Below are 23,253 nucleotides of genomic sequence, written 5' to 3'. Positions count from 1 at the left end.
GGGGCGCGGCTCAGCCAAGGCCGGGCACCCCCGAGACCAGCAGGTCGATCAGCTTGATGCCCACGAAGGGCAACACCAGGCCGCCGAGGCCGTAGACGAGCAGGTTGCGGCGCAGCAGGTCGTGGGCGGAGGAGGGTGTGTAGCGCACACCGCGCAGCGCGAGCGGGATCAGCGCCACGATGATCAGGGCGTTGAAGATGATCGCCGAGGTGATGGCGGAGGTCGGGCTGTGCAGGCCCATGATGTTCAGGGACTCCAGCCCCGGGTACGAACCCGCGAACATCGCCGGGATGATCGCGAAGTACTTCGCCACGTCATTCGTGATGGAGAACGTCGTCAACGCGCCCCGGGTGATGAGGAGTTGCTTGCCGATCTCGACGATCTCGATCAGCTTCGTCGGGTTGGAGTCGAGGTCGACCATGTTGCCGGCCTCCTTGGCGGCCGACGTACCGGTGTTCATCGCCACGCCGACGTCCGCCTGCGCCAGGGCCGGGGCATCGTTCGTGCCGTCGCCGGTCATCGCGACGAGCTTCCCGCCCTCCTGCTCCCGCCTGATCAGTGCGAGCTTGTCTTCGGGAGTCGCCTCGGCCAAGTAGTCGTCCATGCCTGCCTCTTGGGCGATGGCACGGGCGGTGAGCGGGTTGTCGCCGGTGATCATCACGGTGCGGATGCCCATGCGGCGCAGTTCCGTGAAGCGTTCGCGGATGCCGTCCTTGACCACGTCCTTGAGGTGGATCAGGCCGAGCACCCTGGGGCCGTCCCAGTCGTGCACGGCCACCAACAACGGTGTACCGCCGGAAGCTGCCACCGAGTCGGCGAAGTGGCGTGCCTCGGGCGGTACTTGGCCGCCGTACATCTGCACCCATTCGATCACCTGCTGGGCGGCGCCCTTGCGGATCGCGCAGCGCGCTCCGTTGTCCCAGTGCAGGTCGACGCCGCTCATCCGGGTCTGCGCGCTGAAGGCGACCCACCGTGCGTTCGCCAACTCGCCCTCGGCGGGCGCCCGTAGGCCGTACTTCTCCTTCGCCAGTACGACGACGGAGCGGCCCTCGGGTGTCTCGTCGGCCAGGGAGGAGAGCTGCGCCGCGTCCGCGAGCCGGTGCTCGTCGATGCCGGGCAGCGGGACGAACGCGGCGGCCTCGCGGTTGCCGAGGGTGATGGTGCCGGTCTTGTCGAGCAGCAGGGTGCCGACGTCGCCGGCCGCCTCGACCGCCCGGCCGGACATGGCCAGCACGTTGCGCTGCACGAGCCGGTCCATGCCGGCGATGCCGATCGCGGACAGCAGGGCGCCGATGGTGGTCGGGATGAGGGTGACGAGCAGGGCGACCAGGACGGTCGTCGACTGGGCGGCGTTCGCGTACTCGGCCATCGGCTGAAGCGTGACCACGACCAGCAGGAAGATGATCGTGAGCGAGGCCAGCAGGATGTTCAGGGCGATCTCGTTCGGGGTCTTCTGCCGGTTCGCGCCCTCGACCAGGGCGATCATGCGGTCCAGGAAGCTGTGCCCGGGACGTGCGCTCACGCGCACCACGACCCGGTCGGACAGGACCGTCGTACCGCCCGTCACACCGCTGCGGTCGCCACCCGACTCCCGGATCACCGGCGCCGATTCACCGGTGACCGCCGACTCGTCCACGGCCGCCACGCCGTCGACGACGTCGCCGTCCGCCGGGATCATCTCGCCGGCCTCGACCAGCACGACGTCGAGCGGCTTGAGGGCGGTGGCGGCGACGGCCTCCGTTCGGGCACTGCGCAGGTTCGTGCCCCACCGCCAGTCCAGCAGCCGCAGCGCCACCGTGTCGGTACGGGCCCTGCGCAGCGACTCGGCCTGCGCCTTGCCCCGGCCCTCCGCGACGGCCTCGGCGAGGTTGGCGAAGACGACCGTCAGCCACAGCCAGACGCTGATGACCCAGGTGAACACGGCCGGGTGCAACAGCGCGGACAGGGTGGTCAGCGCGGCTCCCACGGACACCACGAAGAGCACGGGGTTCTTGACCAGGGCCCTCGGGTGCAGTTTGCGCAGGGCCTCGGGGAAGGAGCTGACGAGCTGGGCGGGTTCGAAGGCGCCGCTCGGGGCGCGGCGCCGGGCTCCTCCGCCCGGTGCGGGGCCTGAGTTGCGCTGGGGGCGGGACGGCGGAGCCTGCTCGGGCGCGGCGGGATGCATGACACCTTCGTTGTTCGGCGTGGCATGCGTCGGGGCATGCCGACGGACTGGTCGGTGGACGGGTCAGAGCGCGAGGCCGTGCGGTGCCGGGGCCCCGGCACCGCACGGTGTGCGGGACGTCGGCGCGGGAAGACGACGGGACGCCACGCGCTGGTGCCTGCCTTCCGGACAGGCACCGGGCCGCCGCGAGCCGCGTTCGGATTGGGGACTCCGGAGTCGGTGAGGCCGTGGACGTCCCGGCCTCGGCGGCGGACTAGACGAACCTATCCGTGACGGGCGGTCGAACAACCCTGCTCAGCGCGGAATTTGCGGCTTTCATACGGGTCCGGCGCGAGCGCCGTCAAGGTTCCGTCAAACAAGCCTGGCGTGCCGTCAGAAGGGCGTCAACGCAGTCCGTCCATGGCTGGATCCCGTCGCAGACTGAGCGACAACGGGGGGACGGGCAACCGTCCGTGGCGTGACGTGGGAGGGACCGTGACCATCACGGCCGGTACATCGCACAGACCTCAACCGGAGGCCGGCGCGCAGGCGCCGCAGCCGGCGGTCACCCCGAACGGGGGCGGCCCCGGACCGCGGCGGCGAGGGGCGTCGCGGACGGGCGGTCCGGGGCACGGCCCGAGGCAGCAGGCCATGGCCGCGCGGGCCGCTCTGCGCCGCCGCTACTGGGCATCCGTGCCCGCGCGGCTGCGCCTTCTGCGCGCGGCCACGGTCCTGCTCGCCGGCACACTCGCCGTGCTGCTGCTGGTGGCCGGGCTCACCACCCTGGGCACCTGGAGCAGCGTGGCCGAGCGCGACGCGCCCCGCACCACCAGCGCGGCCGATCTCGACCTGGCCCTGAACGACATGGACGCCCAGGCCGCCAACATCCTGCTCTCCAACGGCGACGCGGGCCGGGGCCGCCTGCAGACGCCGTACGAGAAGGCCGTCGGCTTCTACGGCGACGCCCGGCGCGAGATCGGGCACGACCTGCGCACCCTCGCCGTCGCCGCGCAGGACAGCCGGGCCGACGAGAAGACGGTGGAGTCGCTGACCGACGGCTTCGCCGAGTACCAGGAGCTGATCGGCCGGGCCCTGGAGAACGACGGCCACCGCGGCGGCAAGGCAGCCGCCCTGGCTGACTACCGCCGCGCGACCGACCTGCTGCGCAGCCAACTCCTGCCCGCCGCCCGCACGTTGGTGGCCTCGAACAACGCCGCCTTCGACGCCGAGTACTCCTCGGCGCGCTCCGGCCTCGGCACCCAGCTCGCCGCCGTCCTCGCCCTCGGCGTGCTGCTGCTGGCCGTGCTCGGCGTGCTGCAGTGGTACCTGGCCCGCCGCTTCCGGCGCATCCTCAACCCCGGGGCGCTGGCCGCCACCGTCTGCACGCTGGTCGCGGTGATCCTCGGCGCGCAGATGCTGTCCGTCTCCGCCGACCGGTTGCGCGTGGCCCGGCACGACGCCTTCGATTCCGTCGTCGCCCTCTCCCGTGCCCGAGCCATCGCCTACGACGCGAACGCCGACGAGAGCCGCTACCTGCTGGACCCACAGCGCCGTGGGCAGTACGCGGACGCGTTCCTCGCCAAGTCCCAGCAGCTGTACGGCATCAAGGGCGCGACCCTCTCGACGTACGACTCCCAGCTGGCCACCAGCTGGCAGGCGTACGAGTCCGACCACCACGACCTGCGCTTCACCGGCGAGTTCCGGCGCGAGCTGGACAACATCACGTTCCCCGGCGAGCGGGCGGCGGCGGAGAAGACGGTGCAGACGTACGCCGTCTACCAGCGCGACGACCGCAGGATCCGCGCGCTGCTGGCGGCAGGGAAGGAACAGGAGGCGGTGCAGTTCTGCATGGGATGGGAGGCGGGCACGTCCAACGCGCACTTCGGGGCGTGGATGGCCGCGCTGGACAAGGTGGCGGGCATCAACCGGGCCCACTTCACGTCCTCCGTCAGCGCGGGCCGGTCGGAGGTGGGCGGCCTGCTTCCGTGGGCGGGCGGGCTGCTGTGCGCGGCGATGGTCCTGGCTGCGCTGGGCCTACGGCCACGACTGGCGGAGTTCCGCTGAATCTCCGGGTACTTGAAAGCGGACGGTCCTGCAATTCCCCTTAGGGGCGCCGGGCTGCATGGATATGCGGCGCCGCCGCGTGGGCGCGACCAGCCCCCACGCACCCGCAGACGAACAACGGCCCCCCCCCGCGGAGCGCTACGCGTCCGTCAACCGAGCCTCCTCCAGATCCAGCCCCCGCTGAAGCCGCCGCCGCGTCATGTCACTGATGGCGTGATCGTCATACAGGCGCTGTAGTTCCGCCGCTTCGACGACGATCAGGTCCCGACGGAGCTGCCGGTAGACCCGGTCGGCGGACTCGGTGCCCACACCGTCGGCGTCGTCCAGGCGGGCCGCCAGGCCACGGCGTAGGCGGTCGAGGACGACCTCGGGGACGACCTCCAGTTCCGCCAGTTCCTCCAGGCGCGCCAGGCCCGCGTGGGCCAGGTGCGAGCGGGCCTCGGCCTCCTCGCGCGCGGTGTGCGTGGGCTCCAGGGCGATGCCGGAGCGGCGGACGACCGGGCGAGGGCGGCGACCACCGTGGCGAGGACCACGAGGGCGAGAACTGTTCCGACGCTGCGCATGCCGTCCCCCTGGGGCTTTCGGAGAACCGCCGTGGCTCCCGGCCGACCAGACTTCCCGGCACACCTGGCGTCACCCTGTCGGGCCCGGGTCACGTCAAGACCGTGTCAAGGTCCCCGGGGCCGACGACAAGGAACCGCTAACAAGCGCCCCGACCGCCCCGCGAAACCGCTTCCTTGGGAGAAGGAACCCTTCTGCACAGGGGAGTTGGATCAGTGAGCGGAGTGCGTCGGCGGCGATGAGTGACGTACGGCCCGGACGACTGAAGGTCTACCTCGGGGCGGCTCCGGGGGTCGGCAAGACCTACCGGATGCTCGACGAGGGGCGCCGCCGCGCCGCGCGCGGGGCGGACGTGGTGGTGGGGTTCGCGGAGTGCCACGGGCGCCCGCACACGGAGGCGATGCTCGACGGTCTGGCGACCGTTCCCCGGCTGTCCTGCGCCTACCGGGGCGGGCGGTTCGAGGAGATGGACCTGGCCGCGGTCCTCGTGCGGCGCCCGCAGGTCGTGATCGTCGACGAGTTCGCGCACAGCAACGTCCCCGGCGACGGCCGCAACCCCAAGCGCTGGCAGGACATCGAGGCCCTGCTCGACGCCGGCATCGACGTCATCACCGCGCTGAACATCCAGCACCTGGAGTCCCTCAACGACGTGGTCGAGAAGATCACCGGGATGCCGCAGCACGAGACCGTCCCGGACGAGGTCGTACGGCGCGCCTGGCAGATCGAGATGGTGGACATGCCGCCCGAGGGACTGCGGCGCCGGATGGCGCACGGCAACATCTACGCCCCGGAGAAGGTCGACGCGGCCCTCGCCAACTACTTCCGGCCGGGCAATCTGACCGCGCTGCGGCAGCTGGCGCTGCTGTGGACGGCCGACCGGGTCGACGAGGCGCTGCAGGAGTACCGCTCGCAGCACGGCATCGGCCGGGTGTGGGAGACCCGGGAGCGGGTGGTCGTCGCGCTCACCGGCGGGCCCGAGGGAGACACCCTGATCCGGCGGGCCGCCCGCATCGCCGACCGGTCGGCGGGCGGCGACCTGCTCGCCGTCCACGTGGCCCGCAGCGACGGCCTCGCCGCCGGGGTCTCGCACGCCTCGCTGGCCCGGCAGCGCCGGCTGGTGGAGGACCTGGGCGGCAGCTACCACTCGGTGGTCGGCGACGACGTCGCCACGACCCTGGTGGAGTTCGCCCGCGCCGAGAACGCCACGCAGCTCGTGCTGGGCACGAGCCGCCGCGGCCGGCTGGCGCGCTTCCTGACCGGGCCCGGCACGGGGGAGACCGTGACCGAGCTGTCCGGCGACATCGACGTGCACCGGGTCACCCACGAGCGGGCCGGACGCGGCACGCTCCTTCCGTCGCGGCGGCGCACGCTGTCGACGGCCCGGCTGATCGCCGGCCCGGTGGCCGGCCTCGTGCTGCCGGTCCTCCTCACGATCGTCCTCGACCAGCTGCGGGGCACGCTGAACCTGACCAGCGAGGCGCTGCTTTTCCTGCTCGCCGTGGTCGGCGTGGCCTGCATAGGCGGAGTCGTCTCGGCCGTGATCGCATCGGTGACCGCGTCGCTGCTGCTCAACTACTGGTTCATTCCGCCCATCGGGCAGTTCACGCTGGACGACCCGAACGCGCTGCTGGCCCTGGCGGTCTTCGCGGTCGTGGCCGCCACGGTCGCCGTCGTCGTCGACCGCTCCCTGCGCCTGTCGCGCCGTTCCGCTCGCGCGACGGCCGAGGCGGAGACCATGTCGTCCCTGGCCGGCAGCATCGTGCGGGGCGAGACGACGATTCCGGCGCTGCTGGAGCGGACACGGGAGACCTTCGGCATGGAGTCGGCGGACCTGGTGGAGGAGCCTCCCGACGCGGTCGGTGTGACGGCCGTCCCCGCGGGCCCCGGCGCCTACCTCGCCCTGCGCGGCCGCACGCTGTCGTCGTCCGAGCGGCGGGTGCTGGCCGCGTTCGCCGCGCACGTCGGATCGGCGGTCGAGCGGGCCCGGCTCGCCGAAGCCGCCGCCGAGGTCGAACCGGTGAAGGCCGCCGACCGGTTGCGTACTGCGCTGCTGCGGGCCGTCGGCCACGACCTGCGCACCCCGCTCGCCGCGGGCTGGGCCGCCGTCGCCTCACTGCGCAGCCGGGACGTCGAGTTCTCCCCGGAGGACCGCGACGAACTCCTCGCCACCGCCGACGAGTCCATGGCCAAGCTCAACCGCCTGGTGGAGAACCTCCTCGACCTCAGCCGCCTTGAGGCCGGCGCCCTCACGCTGAACCTGCGCCCCACCTCCCTGGAGGAGGTCTTGCCCATGGCACTGACGGAGGTCTCCGCCGTGGACGTGGCGGACATGGAAGAGATCCCGGAGGTGCTCGCCGACCCGCCGCTGCTGGAACGGGTGATCGCCAACCTGGCCGGCAACGCCGACCGCCACACACCACACGGGAAGAAGGTGCTGATCACCGCCAGCGCCCTGGCGGGCAGGGTGGAGTTGCGGGTCGTCGACCGCGGGCCCGGTCTGCCCGCCGACGGCCGGGAGCGGCTCTTCGAGCCCTTCCAACGGCTCGGCGACACCGACAACACCACCGGCCTCGGCCTCGGACTCGCGCTCGCCCGGGGCCTGACCGAGGCCATGAACGGCACCCTCACCCCCGAGGACACTCCCGGCGGCGGTCTCACGATGGTCGTGTCACTGCCGCTCGCTGCAAAGAGCGTGGGTGCCGAACCGACGGAGCAGAACGTGGGAGGTGCGTGATGAGCACTGTGACCAGCGCGTGGAAACTGCGTCAGAACAGGACCCGGACGACGAACCGAACCTGGCCGCTGCGCGACCGGCTCGCCCTGACAGCGGGCCTCGCCGGCCCCTTCCTGGTGGCCCTCGCACTCGTCCCGTTCCGTACCTTGCTCTCGCACACGAACGCCGCGCTCGTCCTCGTCGTGGCGGTCGTCGCCGTGGCCGCGCTGGGCAGCCGTACCGCGGGAGCGCTCGCGGCACTGTCGGCGGCGGCCTGGTTCGACTTCTTCCTGACCCGGCCGTACGAGACGTTCGACATCACCGCGTCCGCCGACATCGAGACGGCGGTGCTCCTGCTGGTCGTTGGGGTGATCGTGTCCCAACTGGCGGCCCGTGCCCGCCACTTGGAGGTCATCACGGTCGCGGACGCGGCACACCTCGCCCGTATCCACCGGACGGCCGACCTGGCGCAGTCGGCGGGCTCCGCGGACACCGTGGTCGACCACGTCCGCCGCGAACTCACCGACCTCCTCGGGCTGCGCGCGTGCCGCTTCGAGTACGGCACCCTCCTGGGGCAGCCGCCCCGGCTGCACAGCGACGGCGGCGTGACGGTGGGCCGGCGTTCCTGGGACGTGGACACCGCCGGCTGGCCCGAGGGCGAGATCGAACTGCGTGCCTACGGCAACGGGCACTACCTCGGCCGCTTCATGCTCACTCCCGGCCCGGGGCCGGTACCCCCGCTGCAGGCCCGGCTCGTGGCGGTGACGCTGGCCGACCAGACAGGTTCGGCGCTGGACACGGCCGGACCGGTCGGGACGGGCTGACCGCTCCCGCCAGACCGAGGCTTGACACTCACTCCAGACCGGAGGCCTTGAACACGGCACGGGCGGTTTCGCGGTCCGCAGGGCGGGAGATCTGATGCAGGACGGTCACACCGCACAGCAGAGGCCCGTCGGCAGCAGCTTCCGTGCGCCCTCGTCCAGACGGCACCACGGCTGCGGACGGCGCACCAGCACCTCGGGGTCGATCCCGACGCGGGCACCGAACGCGTCCCGCAGCAGGCCCCGTCGGGAGATGCTGTCCAGACAGCGGACCGACACCAGCGGATCCGTCCGTACCCGCTGCTCACGCAGCAGCCGGTGCGAGGCCGGCCAGTTCCCGCGCGCGGACACCCGGTCGGGATACAGCACGACGAACAGCAGCCCGGCGGGAGCGAAGCACAACGCGGCTCCTCCGCGTGTGCGTCCGAGCGGTCCTCCGCGCGCGTCGCCACGGCGTCCCATGACGTCGACGGTAGTGGAGTCGAGGAACCCGATCGGCACACCTTGACGTGGCCCTGACAGATATCCAGCGGTTCTCCACCTCTTGACCAAGACACGCCGCCCAGGGCGGCGGCACCCGGCAGTAGCCCACGTCACACACCCGTCAAGGTTCCGTCAGGGTCGGCCGGTTGGGCGCGAAGATGCCGCAAGGAACCGTCGGACGCGGCCGGAAACGGACAGAGCCTGGATGCAGCCGCGCACACCTCAGCCCTCGTGCGCGGCCGAAGCTAGAAGGAGCCCGCATCCATGTCCGTCCTGACCACCGAGCCGAACGCCGTCCCCGCCGGCGAGGAGCCGCCCGATACCGGCGAACGCCACCGGCTGACCGCCGTCACGGGCCTGGCCGCGCTGTCGCTGGACGCGATGGCGTCGGTGGCCTACGGCCCCGAGGCGATCGTCCTCGTCCTGGCGGCCGCGGGCGGGCACGGCCTGGGGTTCACGATGCCGGTGACGCTGGCCATCGCGGGTCTGCTGGCGGTGCTGGTCGCCTCGTACCGTCAGGTCATCGCGGCCTTCCCGGACGGCGGCGGCTCCTACGCGGTCGCGAAGACCCACCTGGGCGCGCGCACGAGCCTGGTGGCGGCGGCCTCCCTGGTCCTGGACTACGTCCTCAACGTCGCCGTCGCCGTCACGGCCGGCGTGGCCGCGCTGACCTCCGCCTTCCCGGCCCTCTACGACGACCGGCTGTGGCTGTGCCTGGCGGTGCTCGCCCTGATCACGGCCGTCAACCTGCGTGGGATCGTGGAGTCCGCCAAGGCGTTCATCGTGCCGACGGTCGTCTTCGTCGGCTCGATCTTCGTCCTCATAGCCGTCGGTCTCTTCCGCTCCCACCCCGTGAGCACGGTGACCGCGGCCGGGCACGCCTCCGTGGTCGCCGACAACGCCTCGACCGTGGGGGCGCTGCTTCTGCTGAAAGCTTTCGCTTCCGGCTGTGCCGCGCTGACGGGGGTGGAGGCCATCGCCAACGCCGTCCCGTCCTTCCGGATCCCGCGGGCCAAGCGGGCCCAGCGGGCCGAGGTCGCCCTCGGTGCCGTCCTCGGGCTGATGCTGATCGGCCTGTCGGTGCTGATCGGCCGCTTCCACCTCCAGCCGGTCGAGGGCGTCACCGTCCTCGCCCAGCTGGCGGACGCCTCGCTCGGCCACAACTGGGCTTTCTACGTCATCCAGTTCGCGACGATGATCCTGCTGGCGCTGTCCGCGAACACCTCCTTCGGCGGGCTGCCGGTGCTGCTGAAACTGCTGGCCCGAGACAACTACGCGCCGCACGTCTTCGTCCTGAAGGCCGACCGCCAGGTGCACCGGCACGGCGTGCTGGCCCTGGCCGTCGTCTCGGCCGCGCTGCTGGTCTTCTCCGGCGGCGACACCAACACCCTCGTACCGCTCTTCGCGATCGGCGTCTTCGTCGGCTTCACCATCGCCCAGGTCGGCATGGTCCGGCACTGGCGTCTGGAGCGGGGGAGGGGCTGGCGCGGCAAGGCGCTGCTCAACGGCTTCGGTGCGCTGCTCACCGGTGTTGCGACGGTCGTCGTCACGGCGTCGAAGTTCGAGGAGGGCGCCTGGCTGATCGTGATCGCCCTGCCCCTGCTCGTGGTCGCCTTCGAGACCGTGCATCGCGCCTACGGCCGGATCGGCGAGCGGCTCGGCCTCGGCCGTATCCCGGAAACCCCGCACCGCGAGCGGTCGCTGGTGATCGTGCCTGTCTCGACCCTGTCCAGGCTGACCTCGGAGGCCCTCACGGCCGCCTCCTCCCTCGGCGACGAGGTCCGCGCGGTGAGCGTGTGCTACCCGGACCCCGAGGACCGGGCCGCGCTGCACGCCCTCGAGCGGTCCTGGGCCGAGTGGGACCCGGGGGTGCCGCTGGTCCGGCTGACCTGCGAGCGGCGCAGTCTTGGCCGCCCCATCGCCGCCTACGTCCGTGAGGTGGCCGCCAACGAGCCGGGCACGCGCGTCACCGTGCTCATCCCGGAGACCGAGCCGGAGCGGCTGTGGCAGCGGCTGCTGCAGAACCAGCGGGGCGCGGTCGTCGCGCACGCCGTGCGGCAGGAGACGGACGCGGTGATCTGCCGGCTCCGCTTCCGGCTGCTGTGAGCCGGGTCACCGAAGGTCACAGCTGCCTACCCGCCGGTATGGATCAAGGCCGTAAGAGTCCCGTCAAAGCCGTGGGCGTCGCCGTAAGAGAGCCGTCAACGGACGACCCGATCCGGCCAAAGAGGCGCTTTCCTCTACTCGTCCCTGTTCATCGAACCTCACTCCAGGAGTTCGCGATGGCCGATCTGGCCTTCGTCGTTGTCACCATCGCGGGTTTCGCGCTGGTGGCCCTCGTCGCCAAGGGGGTGACGAAGCTGTGACCGCCGAGAACATCGTCGGCCTCGTCGTGGCCGTCGCCCTGCTGGGCTATCTCGTCCTCGCCCTGATCTTCCCGGAGAGGTTCTGAGACACGACATGGGTCCCGTACTCGCGGGCGTCCTCCAACTGGTCGCCCTGATCGGCGCGCTCGCGCTCGCCTACATCCCCCTCGGCAACTACATGGCCAGGGTCTACTCCTCCGACAAGCACCTGCGGGTCGAGAAGTGGATCTACAAGGGCATCGGTGCCAACCCCGACACCGAGATGACCTGGCCCGCGTACCTGCGAGGGATCCTCGCCTTCTCCGCGGTCGGCGTCCTCTTCCTCTACCTGCTCCAGCGGCTGCAGGGCATCCTGCCCGGCTCGCTCGGCTTCGACTCGGTCAACCCGGCGCAGTCGTTCAACACGGCCGCCTCGTTCGTGACCAACACCAACTGGCAGTCGTACTACGGCGAGCAGACCATGGGTCACGTCGTGCAGACCGCCGGTCTGGCCGTGCAGAACTTCGTGTCCGCGGCCGTCGGCATCGCAGTGGCGGTGGCCCTCGTACGAGGCTTCGCGCGCTCCCGCACCGGTGAGCTCGGCAACTTCTGGGCCGACCTGGTGCGTGGTGTCGTGCGCATCCTGCTGCCGCTGTCCGTCGTCGCCGCGATCGTGCTGGTCGCCTGCGGTGCCATCCAGAACTTCTCCGGCATCCACGAGGTCGGCCAGTTCATGGGTGGCCACCAGCAGTGGAACGGCGGCGCGGTCGCCTCGCAGGAGGCCATCAAGGAGGTCGGCACCAACGGCGGCGGCTACTTCAACGCCAACTCCGCCCACCCCTTCGAGAACCCGACGCCCTTCACCAACCTCTTCGAGATCTTCCTGATCCTGGTGATCCCGTTCGCGCTGACCCGCACCTTCGGCGTGATGGTCGGCTCGGTGAAGCAGGGCTACGCGATCCTCGCCACGATGTTCACGATCTGGCTGGGCTTCGTGGCCCTGATGATGTGGACCGAGTTCGCCCACCACGGCCCGGCCCTGCAGGCCGCCGGCGGCGCGATGGAGGGCAAGGAGACCCGCTTCGGCGTGGGCGCCTCGTCGATCTTCGCGGTGTCGACCACCCTGACCTCGACCGGTGCGGTGGACTCCTTCCACTCCTCCTTCACCGGCCTGGGCGGCGGCATCACGATGCTGGGCATGATGCTGGGCGAGATCGCGCCCGGCGGTACCGGCTCCGGCCTGTACGGCATGCTGATCATGGCGGTCATCGCGGTGTTCATCGCCGGACTGATGGTCGGCCGTACGCCCGAGTACCTGGGCAAGAAGATCGGCACCCGCGAGATCAAGCTGGCGGCCTGCTACATCCTCATCACCCCGGCCCTGGTGCTCATCTTCACGGCTGCCTCCATGGCGTTGCCGACCCCGCCGAACTCCATGCTGAACTCCGGTGCGCACGGCTTCTCCGAGGTGCTGTACGCCTTCACCTCCGCCGCCAACAACAACGGCTCGGCGTTCGCCGGCCTGAACGCGAACACCGACTGGTTCAACACCATGACCGGACTTGCGATGCTGCTCGGCCGCTTCCTGCCGATGGTGTTCGTGCTGGCGCTGGCCGGCTCGCTCGCCGAGCAGAAGCCGGTCCCGGAGACCGCGGGCACCCTGCGTACCGAAAAGCCGCTGTTCACCGGTCTGTTGGTGGGCGCGATCCTGATCATCACCGGTCTGACGTACTTCCCGGCGCTGGCGCTGGGTCCGCTGGCCGAGGGGCTGGCGTCATGACCACCCGTACCGAAAACCACGAGGACTCGATGTCCACAGCCACTCCCACCCGGGCGCCGCACAGCGACGTACCCACCGGGCACAAGGCTCCCGAGGGCCGTGTCGGTGCCGGCCTCTTCGATCCCAAGCAGCTCCTGAAGTCGCTGCCGGACGCCTTCCGCAAGCTCGACCCGCGGGTGATGGTCAAGTCCCCCGTGATGTTCGTGGTGTGGATCGGCTCCGTCCTGACCACCGTCTTCTCCTTCAAGGACCCGGGCGACTGGTTCGGCTGGGCGATCAGCGCCTGGCTGTGGCTGACCGTGGTCTTCGCCAACCTGGCGGAGGCCGTCGCCGAGGGCCGCGGCAAGGCGCAGGCCGACACGCTGCGCAAGGCCAAGACCGACACCGTCGCTCGCCGGTTGCTCAAGGACGGCTCCGAGGAGCAGGTCCCCGGCACCGAGTTGAAGATCGGCGACCTGGTCGTCTGCGAGGCCGGCGACATCATCCCCGGCGACGGTGACGTCGTCGAGGGCGTCGCGTCCGTCGACGAGTCGGCGATCACCGGTGAGTCGGCACCCGTCATCCGCGAGTCCGGCGGCGACCGCAGTGCCGTCACCGGCGGTACGAAGGTGCTGTCCGACCGCATCGTCATCAAGATCACGACGAAGCCCGGCGAGACCTTCATCGACCGGATGATCAACCTGGTCGAGGGCGCGGCCCGGCAGAAGACGCCGAACGAGATCGCGCTCAACATCCTGCTGGCATCGCTGACGATCGTCTTCCTGCTGGCCGTTGCCACGCTGCCGCCGTTCGCGAACTACGCGGGCACGCATCTGACGCTGGTCGTGCTGGTGGCGCTGCTGGTCTGCCTGATTCCGACCACGATCGGCGCCCTGCTCTCGGCGATCGGCATCGCCGGCATGGACCGGCTGGTGCAGCGCAACGTACTCGCCATGTCCGGCAGGGCGGTCGAGGCCGCCGGTGACGTGTCGACCCTGCTGCTCGACAAGACCGGCACCATCACGCTCGGCAACCGTCAGGCCGCCGAGTTCGTGCCGGTCAGCGGCACGACGGAGGCCGAGGTGGCCGACGCCGCCCAGTTGTCGTCGCTGGCCGACGAGACGCCTGAGGGCCGCTCCATCGTCGTACTGGCGAAGGAGAAGTACGGCCTGCGCGAGCGCCACCAGGGCGAGCTGGCCGGGGCCGAGTGGATAGCCTTCACCGCCCAGACCCGTATGTCGGGTGTGGACGTCGACGGGCGCAGGATCCGCAAGGGCGCAGCCGGTTCGGTCATCGCCTGGGTCCAGGAGCAGGGCGGCACGGTCGCCGGGGACGCGGACACGCTCTCCAACCGGATCTCCGAGGCGGGCGGCACCCCGCTGCTCGTCGCCGTCGAAGACACCGAGGGCGCCCGGATCCTGGGTGTCATCCATCTGAAGGACGTCGTCAAGGAGGGCATGCGGGAGCGGTTCGACGAGCTGCGCCGCATGGGCATCAAGACCGTCATGATCACGGGTGACAACCCGCTGACGGCCAAGGCGATCGCCGAGGAGGCGGGCGTCGACGACTTCCTCGCGGAGGCGACTCCCGAGGACAAGATGGCGCTCATCAAGCGGGAGCAGGCGGGCGGCAAGCTCGTCGCCATGACCGGTGACGGCACGAACGACGCGCCCGCGCTCGCCCAGGCGGACGTCGGCGTGGCGATGAACACCGGTACGTCGGCCGCCAAGGAGGCCGGCAACATGGTCGACCTCGACTCCAACCCGACCAAGCTCATCGAGATCGTCGAGATCGGCAAGCAACTCCTCATCACCCGGGGAGCGTTGACCACGTTCTCGATCGCCAACGACGTCGCGAAGTACTTCGCGATCATCCCGGCGCTGTTCGCGGCCGTCTACCCGGGCCTCGACAAGCTCAACATCATGGGCCTGTCCTCGCCGGACTCCGCGATCCTCTCGGCGGTCATCTTCAACGCGCTGATCATCATCGCCCTGGTGCCGCTCTCGCTGAAGGGCGTGCAGTACCGGCCGGTCAGCGCGGACAAGATGCTGCGGCGCAACCTCACCATCTACGGCATCGGCGGGCTGATCGCGCCCTTCATCGGCATCAAGCTCATCGACCTGCTCATCTCCCTCATCCCCGGGATCGGCTGACCGCCATGAACAACTCCGTCAAGAACACAGCCCGGTTGCTCGGGGCGGGCCTGCGCGCTCTGCTCGTGCTGACCCTGGTGACGGGCGTCATCTATCCGCTGGTCGTGACCGGCGTCGCCCAGGCGCTGTTCAACAACAAGGCGAACGGCTCCGAGATCAAGTCGGACGGCAAGGTCGTCGGCTCCTCGCTGATCGGGCAGTCGTACAACCTGCCGCTGAAGAAGGGCCAGCAGACCCCGGATCGGGACCTGACGTGGTTCCAGGGCCGTCCGGCGAACGGGCTTGGCGCCAACAGCCTCAACACGCAGTACAAGCTGCTGCTGTCCGGTGCCACCAACCTGTCCGCCGACAACAAGGACCTGATCAAGCAGGTCGAGGACGCCAAGGCCGCGGTCATCAAGGACAACTCGGTGGCCGGTTACACGGTCAAGGCGTCCGAGGTGCCCGCCGACGCGGTGACGTCCTCCGGCTCCGGCCTGGACCCGAACATCTCCCCGCAGTACGCGGACATCCAGGTCCACCGGATCGCCGAGAAGAACGGCCTGACCGTCGCCCAGGTACAGAAGCTGGTCGACGAGCACACCGACGGCCGCACCCTCGGCTTCATCGGCGAGCCACGCGTGAACGTCCTCGAACTCAACATCGCGCTCAAGGACCTCGTAGCGAAGAAGTGATGGCCTTACGCGACCCAGAGGGGAGTCGGCGGCCGGGGCAGCATCCCGGATCCGCCGGCTCCCGCCGCCATGGAGTCGGTCGCCCCGCTTCCGGCGCGCACGGTCGACGTACGACAGGAGAGGCACACACCCATGACCCGGGTGCTCGTGGTGGAGGACGACCCGCAGCTCGTACGGGCCCTCGTGATCAACTTGCAGGCGCGCAAGTACGGAGTGGACGCCGCCCCCGACGGTGCCACGGCCCTCCGGCTCGCCGCCGCGCGTCAGCCCGACGTCGTCATGCTCGACCTGGGCCTGCCCGACATGGACGGCGTCGACATCATCAAGGGCCTGCGGGGCTGGACCCGAGTGCCGATCCTGGTCCTGTCCGCCCGGCAGGGGTCCGACGAGAAGGTCGCCGCGCTCGACGCGGGCGCCGACGACTACATCACCAAACCCTTCAGCATGGACGAACTGCTGGCCCGGCTGCGGGCCGCCGTCCGCCGTACCGAGGACACGCCGCTCGTACCGGAGACGGTGTTGGTCGAGACGGCGGACTTCAGCATCGACCTTCTCGCCAAGAAGGTCGTCCTCGGCGGGCGGGACGTGCGGCTGACTCCGACCGAGTGGCACCTGCTCGAGATCCTGGTGACCAATCCGGGCCGGCTGATCACGCAGAAACACCTCCTCCAGGAGGTCTGGGGCGTCTCGCAGAGCAACAAGACCAACTACCTGCGCGTCTACATGGCCCAGCTGCGCCGCAAACTGGAGACGGACCCCTCCCACCCCCGCTATCTGATCACCGAGCCCGGCATGGGCTACCGCTTCGAGGGATGACATGGCACGCGGCAAGCTTCGGATCTACCTCGGTGCGGCACCCGGCGTCGGCAAGACGTACGCGATGCTCTCCGAGGCACACCGCCGTATCGAGCGCGGGACGGACTGTGTGGTCGCCTTCGTGGAACACCACCACCGGCCGCGCACCGAGGTGATGCTGCACGGCCTGGAGCAGATTCCGCGCAGGGAACTGGAGTACCGGGACAGCGTATTCACCGAGATGGACGTGGACGCCGTCCTGGCCCGCCGCCCCCAGGTGGCCCTGGTCGACGAACTGGCCCACACGAACATCCCCGGCTCCCGCAACACCAAGCGCTGGCAGGACGTGGAGGAGCTGCTGGCGGCCGGTATCGACGTGATCTCGACCGTCAACATCCAGCACCTGGAGTCGCTGGGCGACGTCGTCGAGTCGATCACCGGCGTACGGCAGCGGGAGACCGTGCCGGACGAGGTGGTGCGCCGGGCCGACCAGATCGAGCTGGTCGACATGTCGCCGCAGGCGCTGCGCCGCCGTATGGCACACGGGAACATCTACAAGTCGGACAAGGTCGACGCGGCTCTCTCGAACTACTTCCGGCCGGGAAACCTCACCGCCCTGCGGGAGTTGGCGCTGCTGTGGGTGGCCGACCGGGTCGACGCGTATCTCACCGAGTACCGCAGCGAGCACCAGGTCTCGACCATCTGGGGTTCGCGGGAGCGGATCGTCGTCGGCCTGACCGGCGGCCCCGAGGGCCGGACGCTGATCCGCCGGGCCGTTCGGCTCGCGGAGAAGGGCGCCGGGGGCGAGGTGCTGGCCGTCTACATCTCCCGCAGCGACGGGCTCACCGCCGCCTCCCCGAAGGAACTGGCCGTCCAGCGCACGCTGGTGGAGGACCTCGGCGGCACGTTCCACCAGGTCGTGGGCGACGACATACCGGTGGCCCTGCTGGACTTCTCCCGCGGGGTCAACGCCACCCAGATCGTCCTCGGCGTCTCCCGGCGCAGGAGCTGGCAGAACGTCTTCGGACCCGGCGTCGGCGCGACGGTCGCCCGGGACTCGGGGCCCGACCTCGACGTCCACCTGATCACCCACGACGAGGCGGGCAAGGGCCGCGGGCTGCCGGCGGCGCGCGGTGCCCGCCTGGGACGCTCCCGGGTCATCTGGGGCTGGCTCGTCGGTGTGCTGGGCCCCGTCCTGCTCACCTGGCTGCTCACCAGTGCCACTCCGGACGTCGGCCTGGCCAACGACATGCTGCTGTTCCTGACGCTGACGGTGGCGGCGGCCCTGGTGGGCGGTCTCTTCCCGGCACTGGGCTCCGCGGTGGTGGGTTCCCTGCTGCTGAACTGGTACTTCACCCCGCCCGTCCACACCCTGACGATCGCCGACCCGAAGAACATCGTCGCCATCGCGATCTTCGTCGGGGTCGCCGTGTCGGTGGCCTCGGTGGTGGACCTCGCGGCCCGCCGCACCCACCAAGCGGCGCGGCTGCGGGCCGAGTCGGAGATCCTGTCCTTCCTCGCCGGCAACGTCCTGCGCGGGGAAACCACGTTGGAGGCGTTGCTGGAACGGGTCCGCGAGACCTTCGGCATGGGGTCCGTGGCCCTGCTGGAGCGGACCGGCGAGACGGCTCCCTGGACCTGCGCCGGCAGTGTGGGACCCCAGCCCGCCGAGAACCCGGAGGACGCCGACGTCGACGTACCGGTCGGCGACCACATGGCCCTGTCCCTGCGCGGCCGTGTGCTGCCGGCCGCGGACCGCCGGGTGCTCGCCGCGTTCGCCGCGCAGGCCGCCGTCGTCCTGGACCGCCAGCGCCTCCAGCACGAGGCCGACCGCGCCAAGGAGCTGGCCGAGGGCAACCGCATCCGCACCGCGCTGCTCGCCGCCGTCAGCCACGACCTGCGCACCCCGCTCGCGGGCATCAAGGCCGCCGTGAGCTCACTGCGCTCCGACGACGTCGAGTGGTCCGAAGAGGACCAGATGGAACTGCTCCAGGCCATCGAGGAGGGCGCCGACCGGCTCGATCTCCTGGTGGGCAACCTGCTCGACATGTCCCGTCTCCAAACCGGCACGGTCACCCCGATCATCCGTGAGACAGACCTCGACGAGGTGGTGCCGATGGCGCTGGGCGGGGTGCCCGAGGACAGCGTGGAGCTGGACATCCCCGAGACGCTGCCCATGGTCCACGTCGACCGGGGGCTGCTGGAGCGGGCCGTCGCCAACGTCGTAGAAAACGCCGTCAAGTACAGCCCGCCCGGCGAGAAGGTCCTGGTCTCGGCGAGCGCCATCGCCGACCGGGTCGAGGTACGGGTCGTCGACCGCGGACCCGGTGTCCCCGACGAGGCCAAGGACCGCATCTTCGAACCCTTCCAGCGCTACGGCGACTCACCCCGCGGCGCCGGCGTCGGCCTCGGCCTGGCGGTCGCGCGCGGTTTCACCGAGGCCGTCGGCGGCACGCTCCACGCCGAGGACACGCCCGGGGGCGGCCTCACCATGGTGCTCGCCGTACGGACGGCCCCCGAGCGGCTGCCGCAGCAGTCGGAACTGCCGGCCGCGACCACGTCCTGATGCGCTCAGGCGCCGGGCGGCACGGTGTCGAACTCCCGCTCGAGCCGCCCGGTGTCCAGCCGCAGCCGCAGCACGTTCCGGCGGTGCGCGGCCTCCAGCGCGGCCTGCAGCGGGGACGGCGGCACCGCGAGGACGGGGCAGCCGGCGTGGGCGAGGCAGTAGCGGCCGACCGACGGCCACAGCGCGCGGTACAGACGGCCCCGCCGTCCGGCGCCGACCACGATCACATCGCGCTCCCGGTCGGCGATCTGCACCAGCGCCCGTCCCGGGGCGCCCCGGGCGACGAGGGCCTGTCCGGGCAGCCCGGAGTCCGTACTGCCGAACACGTCACGCAACGCCTTGAGCAGCCGCTCCCGCGCCAGCCGCTCCCATTCCGGGACCAGGACGGCCGCGGCCGGGGACCTGCGGGCCGCGAGGTCTCCGCCGGGAGGCTCCCAGGCCAGCACCGGCCACAGCTCGGCGCCTCGACGCCGGGCCTCGTCTGCGGCCCGGACCAGGGCGGTGACACTGCCCGCCGAGCCGCTCACTCCAACGACGAGGCGAGCGGTCGGGGGCAGGTGGGACTCGGACATCTGATCCTCCTCGGAACGCTTCCATCTCACCCCTGTCCCGAGGCTTCAGACCACCCCTCACGCCAGTTCTTGGCGCCCTCCTGACGCCCTTTCCACCCCCTCTCACCAGCAGTGTCAGCGCTTCGTCAAGGTCGACCGGATCGACGTCAGCGTCCCGTCAGGGCACGTCCGGGTGCCCGGGGCACCGGGCATAACGTCGAAGGCGAGCCCCGGTCCGCCTCCCCGCGTCCGGGGCCTCCAAGACCACGCGCTCCCTGCCCCTTCGGAGGCACTCCATGACAGAACTTCTCTACGACGACGACCCCGAGCCCTCCGATCGATTCCCGGCCGGACTGCTGTACGTCCCGGTCCGGCCGGGCCCCTCCGGATGTGCGGCCCGGCTCTTCCGCACCCCGCTCGGCGACCGAACGGCCGTCGGCTTCACCTCCGCACAACGACTGACCGCCACGCTCGGCCCCGACCAGGCGTGGATCCGCCTCGCCGAACCGGCCCTGCGCGCACTGACCGCCCCCCTCGGCATCACCACCGTCACGCTGGACCCGCAGTTCTCGGCACCGGCGCCCGCACCGGTCGAGCCCGCCATTGCTGTTCCCGCGCTGCGGATCGCCTGAGAGGAGCAGACACATGACCACCCTTCACGAACCCGCCGCCCCTTCCGCCTCCGCCGAACTGTCGGTGTGGCCCGCGTCGACCACCGAGCCCCGTCCGGGCGACCTGGCCGTGGGCGGCGTACCGCTCGCGGAGATCGCCGACCGGTTCGGCACCCCCGTCTACGTCCTCGACGAGAACGAGGTCCGCGACCGCTGCCGCACCTACCGGCACGCCTTCCCCGACGCCGAAGTCCTGTACGCGGCCAAGGCGTTCCTGTGCCGGGCCATGATCCGCTGGATGGACGAGGAGGGCCTGGGCCTGGACGTCTGCTCCGCCGGCGAGCTGGAACTCGCGGTCACCACCGGCTTCCCGCCGGAGCGGATCGTGCTGCACGGCAACGCCAAGTCCCCACGGGACCTGGACACCGCCCTCCGGCTCGGAGTCGGCCGCATCGTCATCGACAGTCCCTCGGAGATCGCCCGCCTGGCCGCGTCCGTCGGCCCCGGCGGCCATCAGAAGGTGATGGTCCGGGTGGTTCCCGGGATCAGCGCGGGCGGCCACGAGAAGATCCGCACCGGCACGGACGACCAGAAGTTCGGCCTGTCCATCTCCGACGGCTACGCCCAGCACGCCATCGCCCGGATACTCGACCAGCCGCAACTCGAACTCACCGGCCTGCACTGCCACTTGGGCTCGCAGATCACGAGCGTCAAGCCGTACCTCGCCGCCGTACGCCGCATGGTCGGCCTCATGGCCCGGCTGCACGAGCAACACGGCCTCGTCCTGCCCGAACTCGACCTGGGCGGCGGTCACGGGATCGCCTACCGCCCCGGCGAGCAGGGCCTCGATCTGACCGCACTGGCCCACCGGGTGCGTAAAGAACTCGCCGAGGCGTGCGCCGCGGCCGGACTCCCCGTGCCGCACCTGGCCATCGAACCGGGGCGGGCGATCGTCGGCCCGGCCGGCATCGCGCTCTACCACGTGCTGTCCGCTAAGCACGCGGGCGAGAAGGTGTTCGTGGCGGTGGACGGCGGCATGAGCGACAACCCGCGGCCGGCACTGTACGGCGTGCGGTACGCGCCACGCCTCATCGGCCGGCACAGCGTCGCCGACCCGACCCGGGTGACCGTGGTGGGCCGGCACTGCGAGGCCGGAGACATCCTCGCCGCGGACGTCGAACTCCCCGGCGACGTACGCCCAGGGGATCTGCTCGGTGTGCCCGTGGCGGGTGCGTACCACCTGTCCCTGGCGTCCGGCTACAACCTGGTCGGCCGTCCACCGGTGGCCGCCGTACGTGACGGCTGCGTCCGCCTCCTCGTACGCCGCGAGTCCCTGGACGACATCTGCAGCCGCGACGTGGGCGTGTAGCCCGCGCGGGCTTGATCGTCAGAGTTGCTCCAGCGACGCGAACTCCCGGGCGGGTCGGCCTTCCCTCACCCACGCCGACCGACCCGCCCCGACGAAATCCGATGGCGTATGGCATGGCTGTGGGGACGCGGAGGACCAAGAGCCCTGGCGGCGGTGGATTGGGGCCGAGGCCGGGGGATCGGACATTCGGCGACCGTCGATCCCGCGCTGCTCCGGATCCAGCGCCGCCGCGCCCCCCGCGCCGTGAAGCTGCGCTGCGCGGAGGGGAAGCGGCCCACCTGTGGCTGGCCGGCTTCTACGACTGGCAGCCGAACACCCCCCCCGCTACACCGACACACCGAAATCGGCAGAACATGCCGTGGTGCGAGCCCCTCGCACGGTTTGAACCGCCCAGGCTGTCGCGCCCCGGCAAAGAGCCAGGACTGCGCGGTGCGCTGAAAGAGCGACCCACCGCAATCGAACACTGCTGTCCCGTCTCAAGCGATCTGGTCCGGTGACTCAGCCCTTCCGGGTGCCTTCGAGTTGGAAGTGCCAGATGACCACGATCGGCGAATCGTCCAGGGCCGCAGCGGACGCTTCTGGGCACCAGTGCAGCAGGTCCCAGGACGGGTAGGCCGGGAGTGGGTCCGGGGCGGTGTCGGGGTTGAGGGAGTGGTGCGGGCGGCGGGGTTCCTCGCAGTGTCGTACCTGGAAGCCCAGTGGGAGGGCTTCTGCGAGATAGGCGCTGAGCGGGCGGTGGTACTCGGCGAGGAGGGAGGGGAGGCCGTCCGGGCCGGGGCGGCGGGCCAGGGTCGGCCGGAGGTAGGACACCAGCAGGTGGGCATCCGAGATCACGAGGTTTCCGCCTGGGCGCAGGACGCGCGCGAACTCCGCCAGCACGGGGGCCAGGTCGGGGACGTGTGTCAGAGCGAGCGCGCAGACGACGGTGTCGACCGCGTTGTCGGGGAGCGGGAGCCGGTACAGGTCGGCCTCGCGGAGGTCGACGTCCGGCAGGCGCTTGCGGGCCTGGGCGAGCATGTCCGGTGATGCGTCCACGCCGATCACGTGGTGGCCCAGTTCCTGCAGGTAGGTGGTGTGGCGGCCGGTGCCGCAGGCTGCGTCCAGCGCCGTGCCGACAGGTAGGCCGTCCAGGATGCGTCGGACAACGGGCTGTTCAATGTCGATCATCTGGTTGCCGGGGGCGTCATAGTGCGGCGCCCAGTCCTGGTAGACGTCGGCCGCGCTGATCGTGCCCGGATTCGCCGTGACCCCTTCGGCGTGCGCGAGGGCGGGTGTGTCCAGCAAGGTGCGGATCTCGGCGATCCGGGCCTCGACGAACGCCTGGTCGGCGCTTCCCTCCCGGAGGCCGCGCAGCAGAGCGGCCCCCTCGATTCCCAGCAGATATCCCAGGGGGCTCAGATAGGTCACCCCGCGGACGGTACGGACACATGCTCCGATGGCTCTACTGGTTTTGCGGTGCGGTGCCCCTCCGCGACCGGTCTCCAAGATCTGTGACAGAGCAGGCCGCCCGGTGTGGGGTGCGAGGCGGGTGTGCCCATCGGGCGCGTCTTCTCGCCCGAATACGGTCCTAGGGGGAGCCCCCCCGGCCGAGACCAGGCTGAAGGACTTGGCTGCGGCTGCCGCTGGTGATCTACGTCAGCCTGCT

The 23,253-nt window shown here is 70.8% G+C and carries 17 protein-coding genes and 1 pseudogene; 13 read left to right on the top strand and 5 right to left on the bottom strand.

Features of this window, described 5'->3' with window-relative positions:
* Window positions 1-10: 10 nt before the first annotated feature.
* A complete protein-coding gene (gene kdpB / locus ACFY10_RS52000; protein ID WP_390672441.1) occupies window positions 11-2,164 on the bottom strand; it encodes a potassium-transporting ATPase subunit KdpB in 2,154 nt (717 codons plus the stop codon).
* 630 nt (window positions 2,165-2,794) lie between these two features.
* Here kdpB (ACFY10_RS52000) and ACFY10_RS51995 point away from each other — a divergent pair.
* On the top strand, window positions 2,795-4,207 hold the full coding sequence (locus tag ACFY10_RS51995; protein WP_390672440.1) for a hypothetical protein: 1,413 nt from the start codon (window positions 2,795-2,797) through the stop codon (window positions 4,205-4,207).
* A gap of 138 nt (window positions 4,208-4,345) precedes the next feature.
* Here the strand turns inward: ACFY10_RS51995 and ACFY10_RS51990 are convergent.
* Window positions 4,346-4,708 (bottom strand): annotated as a pseudogene (locus ACFY10_RS51990) (Na+/H+ antiporter); the annotation flags it as partial.
* 298 nt (window positions 4,709-5,006) lie between these two features.
* Between ACFY10_RS51990 and ACFY10_RS51985 the strand changes: the two are divergent.
* Both ACFY10_RS51985 and ACFY10_RS51980 read left to right on the top strand, forming a co-directional pair.
* Entirely contained in the window at window positions 5,007-7,502 is a 2,496-nt protein-coding gene (locus tag ACFY10_RS51985) for an ATP-binding protein (protein WP_390672439.1), read from the top strand.
* Window positions 7,502-8,305 (top strand): DUF4118 domain-containing protein, encoded by an 804-nt coding sequence (locus ACFY10_RS51980; protein ID WP_390672438.1) that lies wholly within the window; start codon window positions 7,502-7,504, stop codon window positions 8,303-8,305. Before ACFY10_RS51985 ends, ACFY10_RS51980 begins: the two co-directional genes overlap by 1 nt.
* A gap of 105 nt (window positions 8,306-8,410) precedes the next feature.
* Here the strand turns inward: ACFY10_RS51980 and ACFY10_RS51975 are convergent, their stop codons facing one another.
* Entirely contained in the window at window positions 8,411-8,764 is a 354-nt protein-coding gene (locus ACFY10_RS51975) for a hypothetical protein (protein WP_390672437.1), read from the bottom strand.
* 285 nt (window positions 8,765-9,049) lie between these two features.
* Between ACFY10_RS51975 and ACFY10_RS51970 the strand changes: the two genes are divergently transcribed.
* The 8 genes from ACFY10_RS51970 to ACFY10_RS51935 all read left to right on the top strand — a co-directional run bounded on the left by ACFY10_RS51970 (window position 9,050) and on the right by ACFY10_RS51935 (window position 19,077).
* Complete coding sequence (locus ACFY10_RS51970) at window positions 9,050-10,891, top strand: APC family permease (RefSeq protein ID WP_390672436.1); 1,842 nt, start codon at window positions 9,050-9,052, stop codon at window positions 10,889-10,891.
* Window positions 10,892-10,962: 71 nt separating this feature from the next.
* On the top strand, window positions 10,963-11,151 hold the full coding sequence (locus ACFY10_RS51965; protein ID WP_390672435.1) for a hypothetical protein: 189 nt from the start codon (window positions 10,963-10,965) through the stop codon (window positions 11,149-11,151).
* Window positions 11,148-11,237, top strand: a complete 90-nt coding sequence (gene kdpF / locus ACFY10_RS51960; RefSeq protein ID WP_016434100.1) for a K(+)-transporting ATPase subunit F — start codon at window positions 11,148-11,150, stop codon at window positions 11,235-11,237. The genes ACFY10_RS51965 and kdpF overlap by 4 nt, the downstream gene beginning before the upstream one ends.
* An 8-nt stretch (window positions 11,238-11,245) precedes the next feature.
* Entirely contained in the window at window positions 11,246-12,910 is a 1,665-nt protein-coding gene (gene kdpA / locus ACFY10_RS51955; RefSeq protein ID WP_390672434.1) for a potassium-transporting ATPase subunit KdpA, read from the top strand.
* Window positions 12,907-15,042, top strand: coding sequence for a potassium-transporting ATPase subunit KdpB (gene kdpB, locus ACFY10_RS51950; RefSeq protein WP_390672433.1), 2,136 nt, complete (start codon window positions 12,907-12,909; stop codon window positions 15,040-15,042). The genes kdpA and kdpB (ACFY10_RS51950) overlap by 4 nt, the downstream gene beginning before the upstream one ends.
* Window positions 15,043-15,047: 5 nt before the next feature.
* Window positions 15,048-15,716, top strand: coding sequence for a potassium-transporting ATPase subunit C (locus ACFY10_RS51945; RefSeq protein WP_390672432.1), 669 nt, complete (start codon window positions 15,048-15,050; stop codon window positions 15,714-15,716).
* 132 nt (window positions 15,717-15,848) lie between these two features.
* Entirely contained in the window at window positions 15,849-16,532 is a 684-nt protein-coding gene (locus ACFY10_RS51940; protein WP_390672431.1) for a response regulator, read from the top strand.
* A 1-nt stretch (window position 16,533) separates the two neighbouring features.
* Complete coding sequence (locus tag ACFY10_RS51935) at window positions 16,534-19,077, top strand: DUF4118 domain-containing protein (RefSeq protein ID WP_390672430.1); 2,544 nt, start codon at window positions 16,534-16,536, stop codon at window positions 19,075-19,077.
* Between the two features lie 5 nt (window positions 19,078-19,082).
* Here ACFY10_RS51935 and ACFY10_RS51930 read toward each other — a convergent pair whose 3' ends face one another.
* Window positions 19,083-19,649 (bottom strand): universal stress protein, encoded by a 567-nt coding sequence (locus tag ACFY10_RS51930; RefSeq protein WP_390672429.1) that lies wholly within the window; start codon window positions 19,647-19,649, stop codon window positions 19,083-19,085.
* Between the two features lie 275 nt (window positions 19,650-19,924).
* Between ACFY10_RS51930 and ACFY10_RS51925 the strand changes: the two genes are divergently transcribed.
* Together ACFY10_RS51925 and lysA are read left to right on the top strand one after the other, a co-directional pair.
* Complete coding sequence (locus tag ACFY10_RS51925; protein ID WP_390672428.1) at window positions 19,925-20,260, top strand: SAV_915 family protein; 336 nt, start codon at window positions 19,925-19,927, stop codon at window positions 20,258-20,260.
* 13 nt (window positions 20,261-20,273) lie between these two features.
* A complete protein-coding gene (gene lysA / locus ACFY10_RS51920; protein WP_390672427.1) occupies window positions 20,274-21,608 on the top strand; it encodes a diaminopimelate decarboxylase in 1,335 nt (444 codons plus the stop codon).
* A gap of 498 nt (window positions 21,609-22,106) precedes the next feature.
* Here the strand turns inward: lysA and ACFY10_RS51915 are convergent, their stop codons facing one another.
* Entirely contained in the window at window positions 22,107-23,015 is a 909-nt protein-coding gene (locus ACFY10_RS51915; protein ID WP_390672426.1) for a class I SAM-dependent methyltransferase, read from the bottom strand.
* Window positions 23,016-23,253: the final 238 nt, after the last annotated feature.

The sequence above is a fragment of the Streptomyces sp. NPDC001401 genome, assembly GCF_042895385.1.
GTDB lineage: Bacteria > Actinomycetota > Actinomycetes > Streptomycetales > Streptomycetaceae > Streptomyces.
The sequence above is the reverse complement of the archived record's forward strand: the minus strand, read 5'-3'. Positions and strand labels throughout refer to the sequence as shown.

Bases quoted from the DNA above. Each gene is read 5' to 3' on its own strand.
- kdpB (WP_390672441.1), bottom strand. From the start codon at position 2,164: ATGCATCCCGCCGCGCCCGAGCAGGCTCCGCCGTCCCGCCCCCAGCGC.
- ACFY10_RS51995 (WP_390672440.1), top strand. From the start codon at position 2,795: ATGGCCGCGCGGGCCGCTCTGCGCCGCCGCTACTGGGCATCCGTGCCC.
- ACFY10_RS51985 (WP_390672439.1), top strand. From the start codon at position 5,007: ATGAGTGACGTACGGCCCGGACGACTGAAGGTCTACCTCGGGGCGGCT.
- ACFY10_RS51980 (WP_390672438.1), top strand. From the start codon at position 7,502: ATGAGCACTGTGACCAGCGCGTGGAAACTGCGTCAGAACAGGACCCGG.
- ACFY10_RS51975 (WP_390672437.1), bottom strand. From the start codon at position 8,764: ATGGGACGCCGTGGCGACGCGCGCGGAGGACCGCTCGGACGCACACGC.
- ACFY10_RS51970 (WP_390672436.1), top strand. From the start codon at position 9,050: ATGTCCGTCCTGACCACCGAGCCGAACGCCGTCCCCGCCGGCGAGGAG.
- kdpA (WP_390672434.1), top strand. From the start codon at position 11,246: ATGGGTCCCGTACTCGCGGGCGTCCTCCAACTGGTCGCCCTGATCGGC.
- kdpB (WP_390672433.1), top strand. From the start codon at position 12,907: ATGACCACCCGTACCGAAAACCACGAGGACTCGATGTCCACAGCCACT.
- ACFY10_RS51945 (WP_390672432.1), top strand. From the start codon at position 15,048: ATGAACAACTCCGTCAAGAACACAGCCCGGTTGCTCGGGGCGGGCCTG.
- ACFY10_RS51940 (WP_390672431.1), top strand. From the start codon at position 15,849: ATGACCCGGGTGCTCGTGGTGGAGGACGACCCGCAGCTCGTACGGGCC.
- ACFY10_RS51935 (WP_390672430.1), top strand. From the start codon at position 16,534: ATGGCACGCGGCAAGCTTCGGATCTACCTCGGTGCGGCACCCGGCGTC.
- ACFY10_RS51930 (WP_390672429.1), bottom strand. From the start codon at position 19,649: ATGTCCGAGTCCCACCTGCCCCCGACCGCTCGCCTCGTCGTTGGAGTG.
- ACFY10_RS51925 (WP_390672428.1), top strand. From the start codon at position 19,925: ATGACAGAACTTCTCTACGACGACGACCCCGAGCCCTCCGATCGATTC.
- lysA (WP_390672427.1), top strand. From the start codon at position 20,274: ATGACCACCCTTCACGAACCCGCCGCCCCTTCCGCCTCCGCCGAACTG.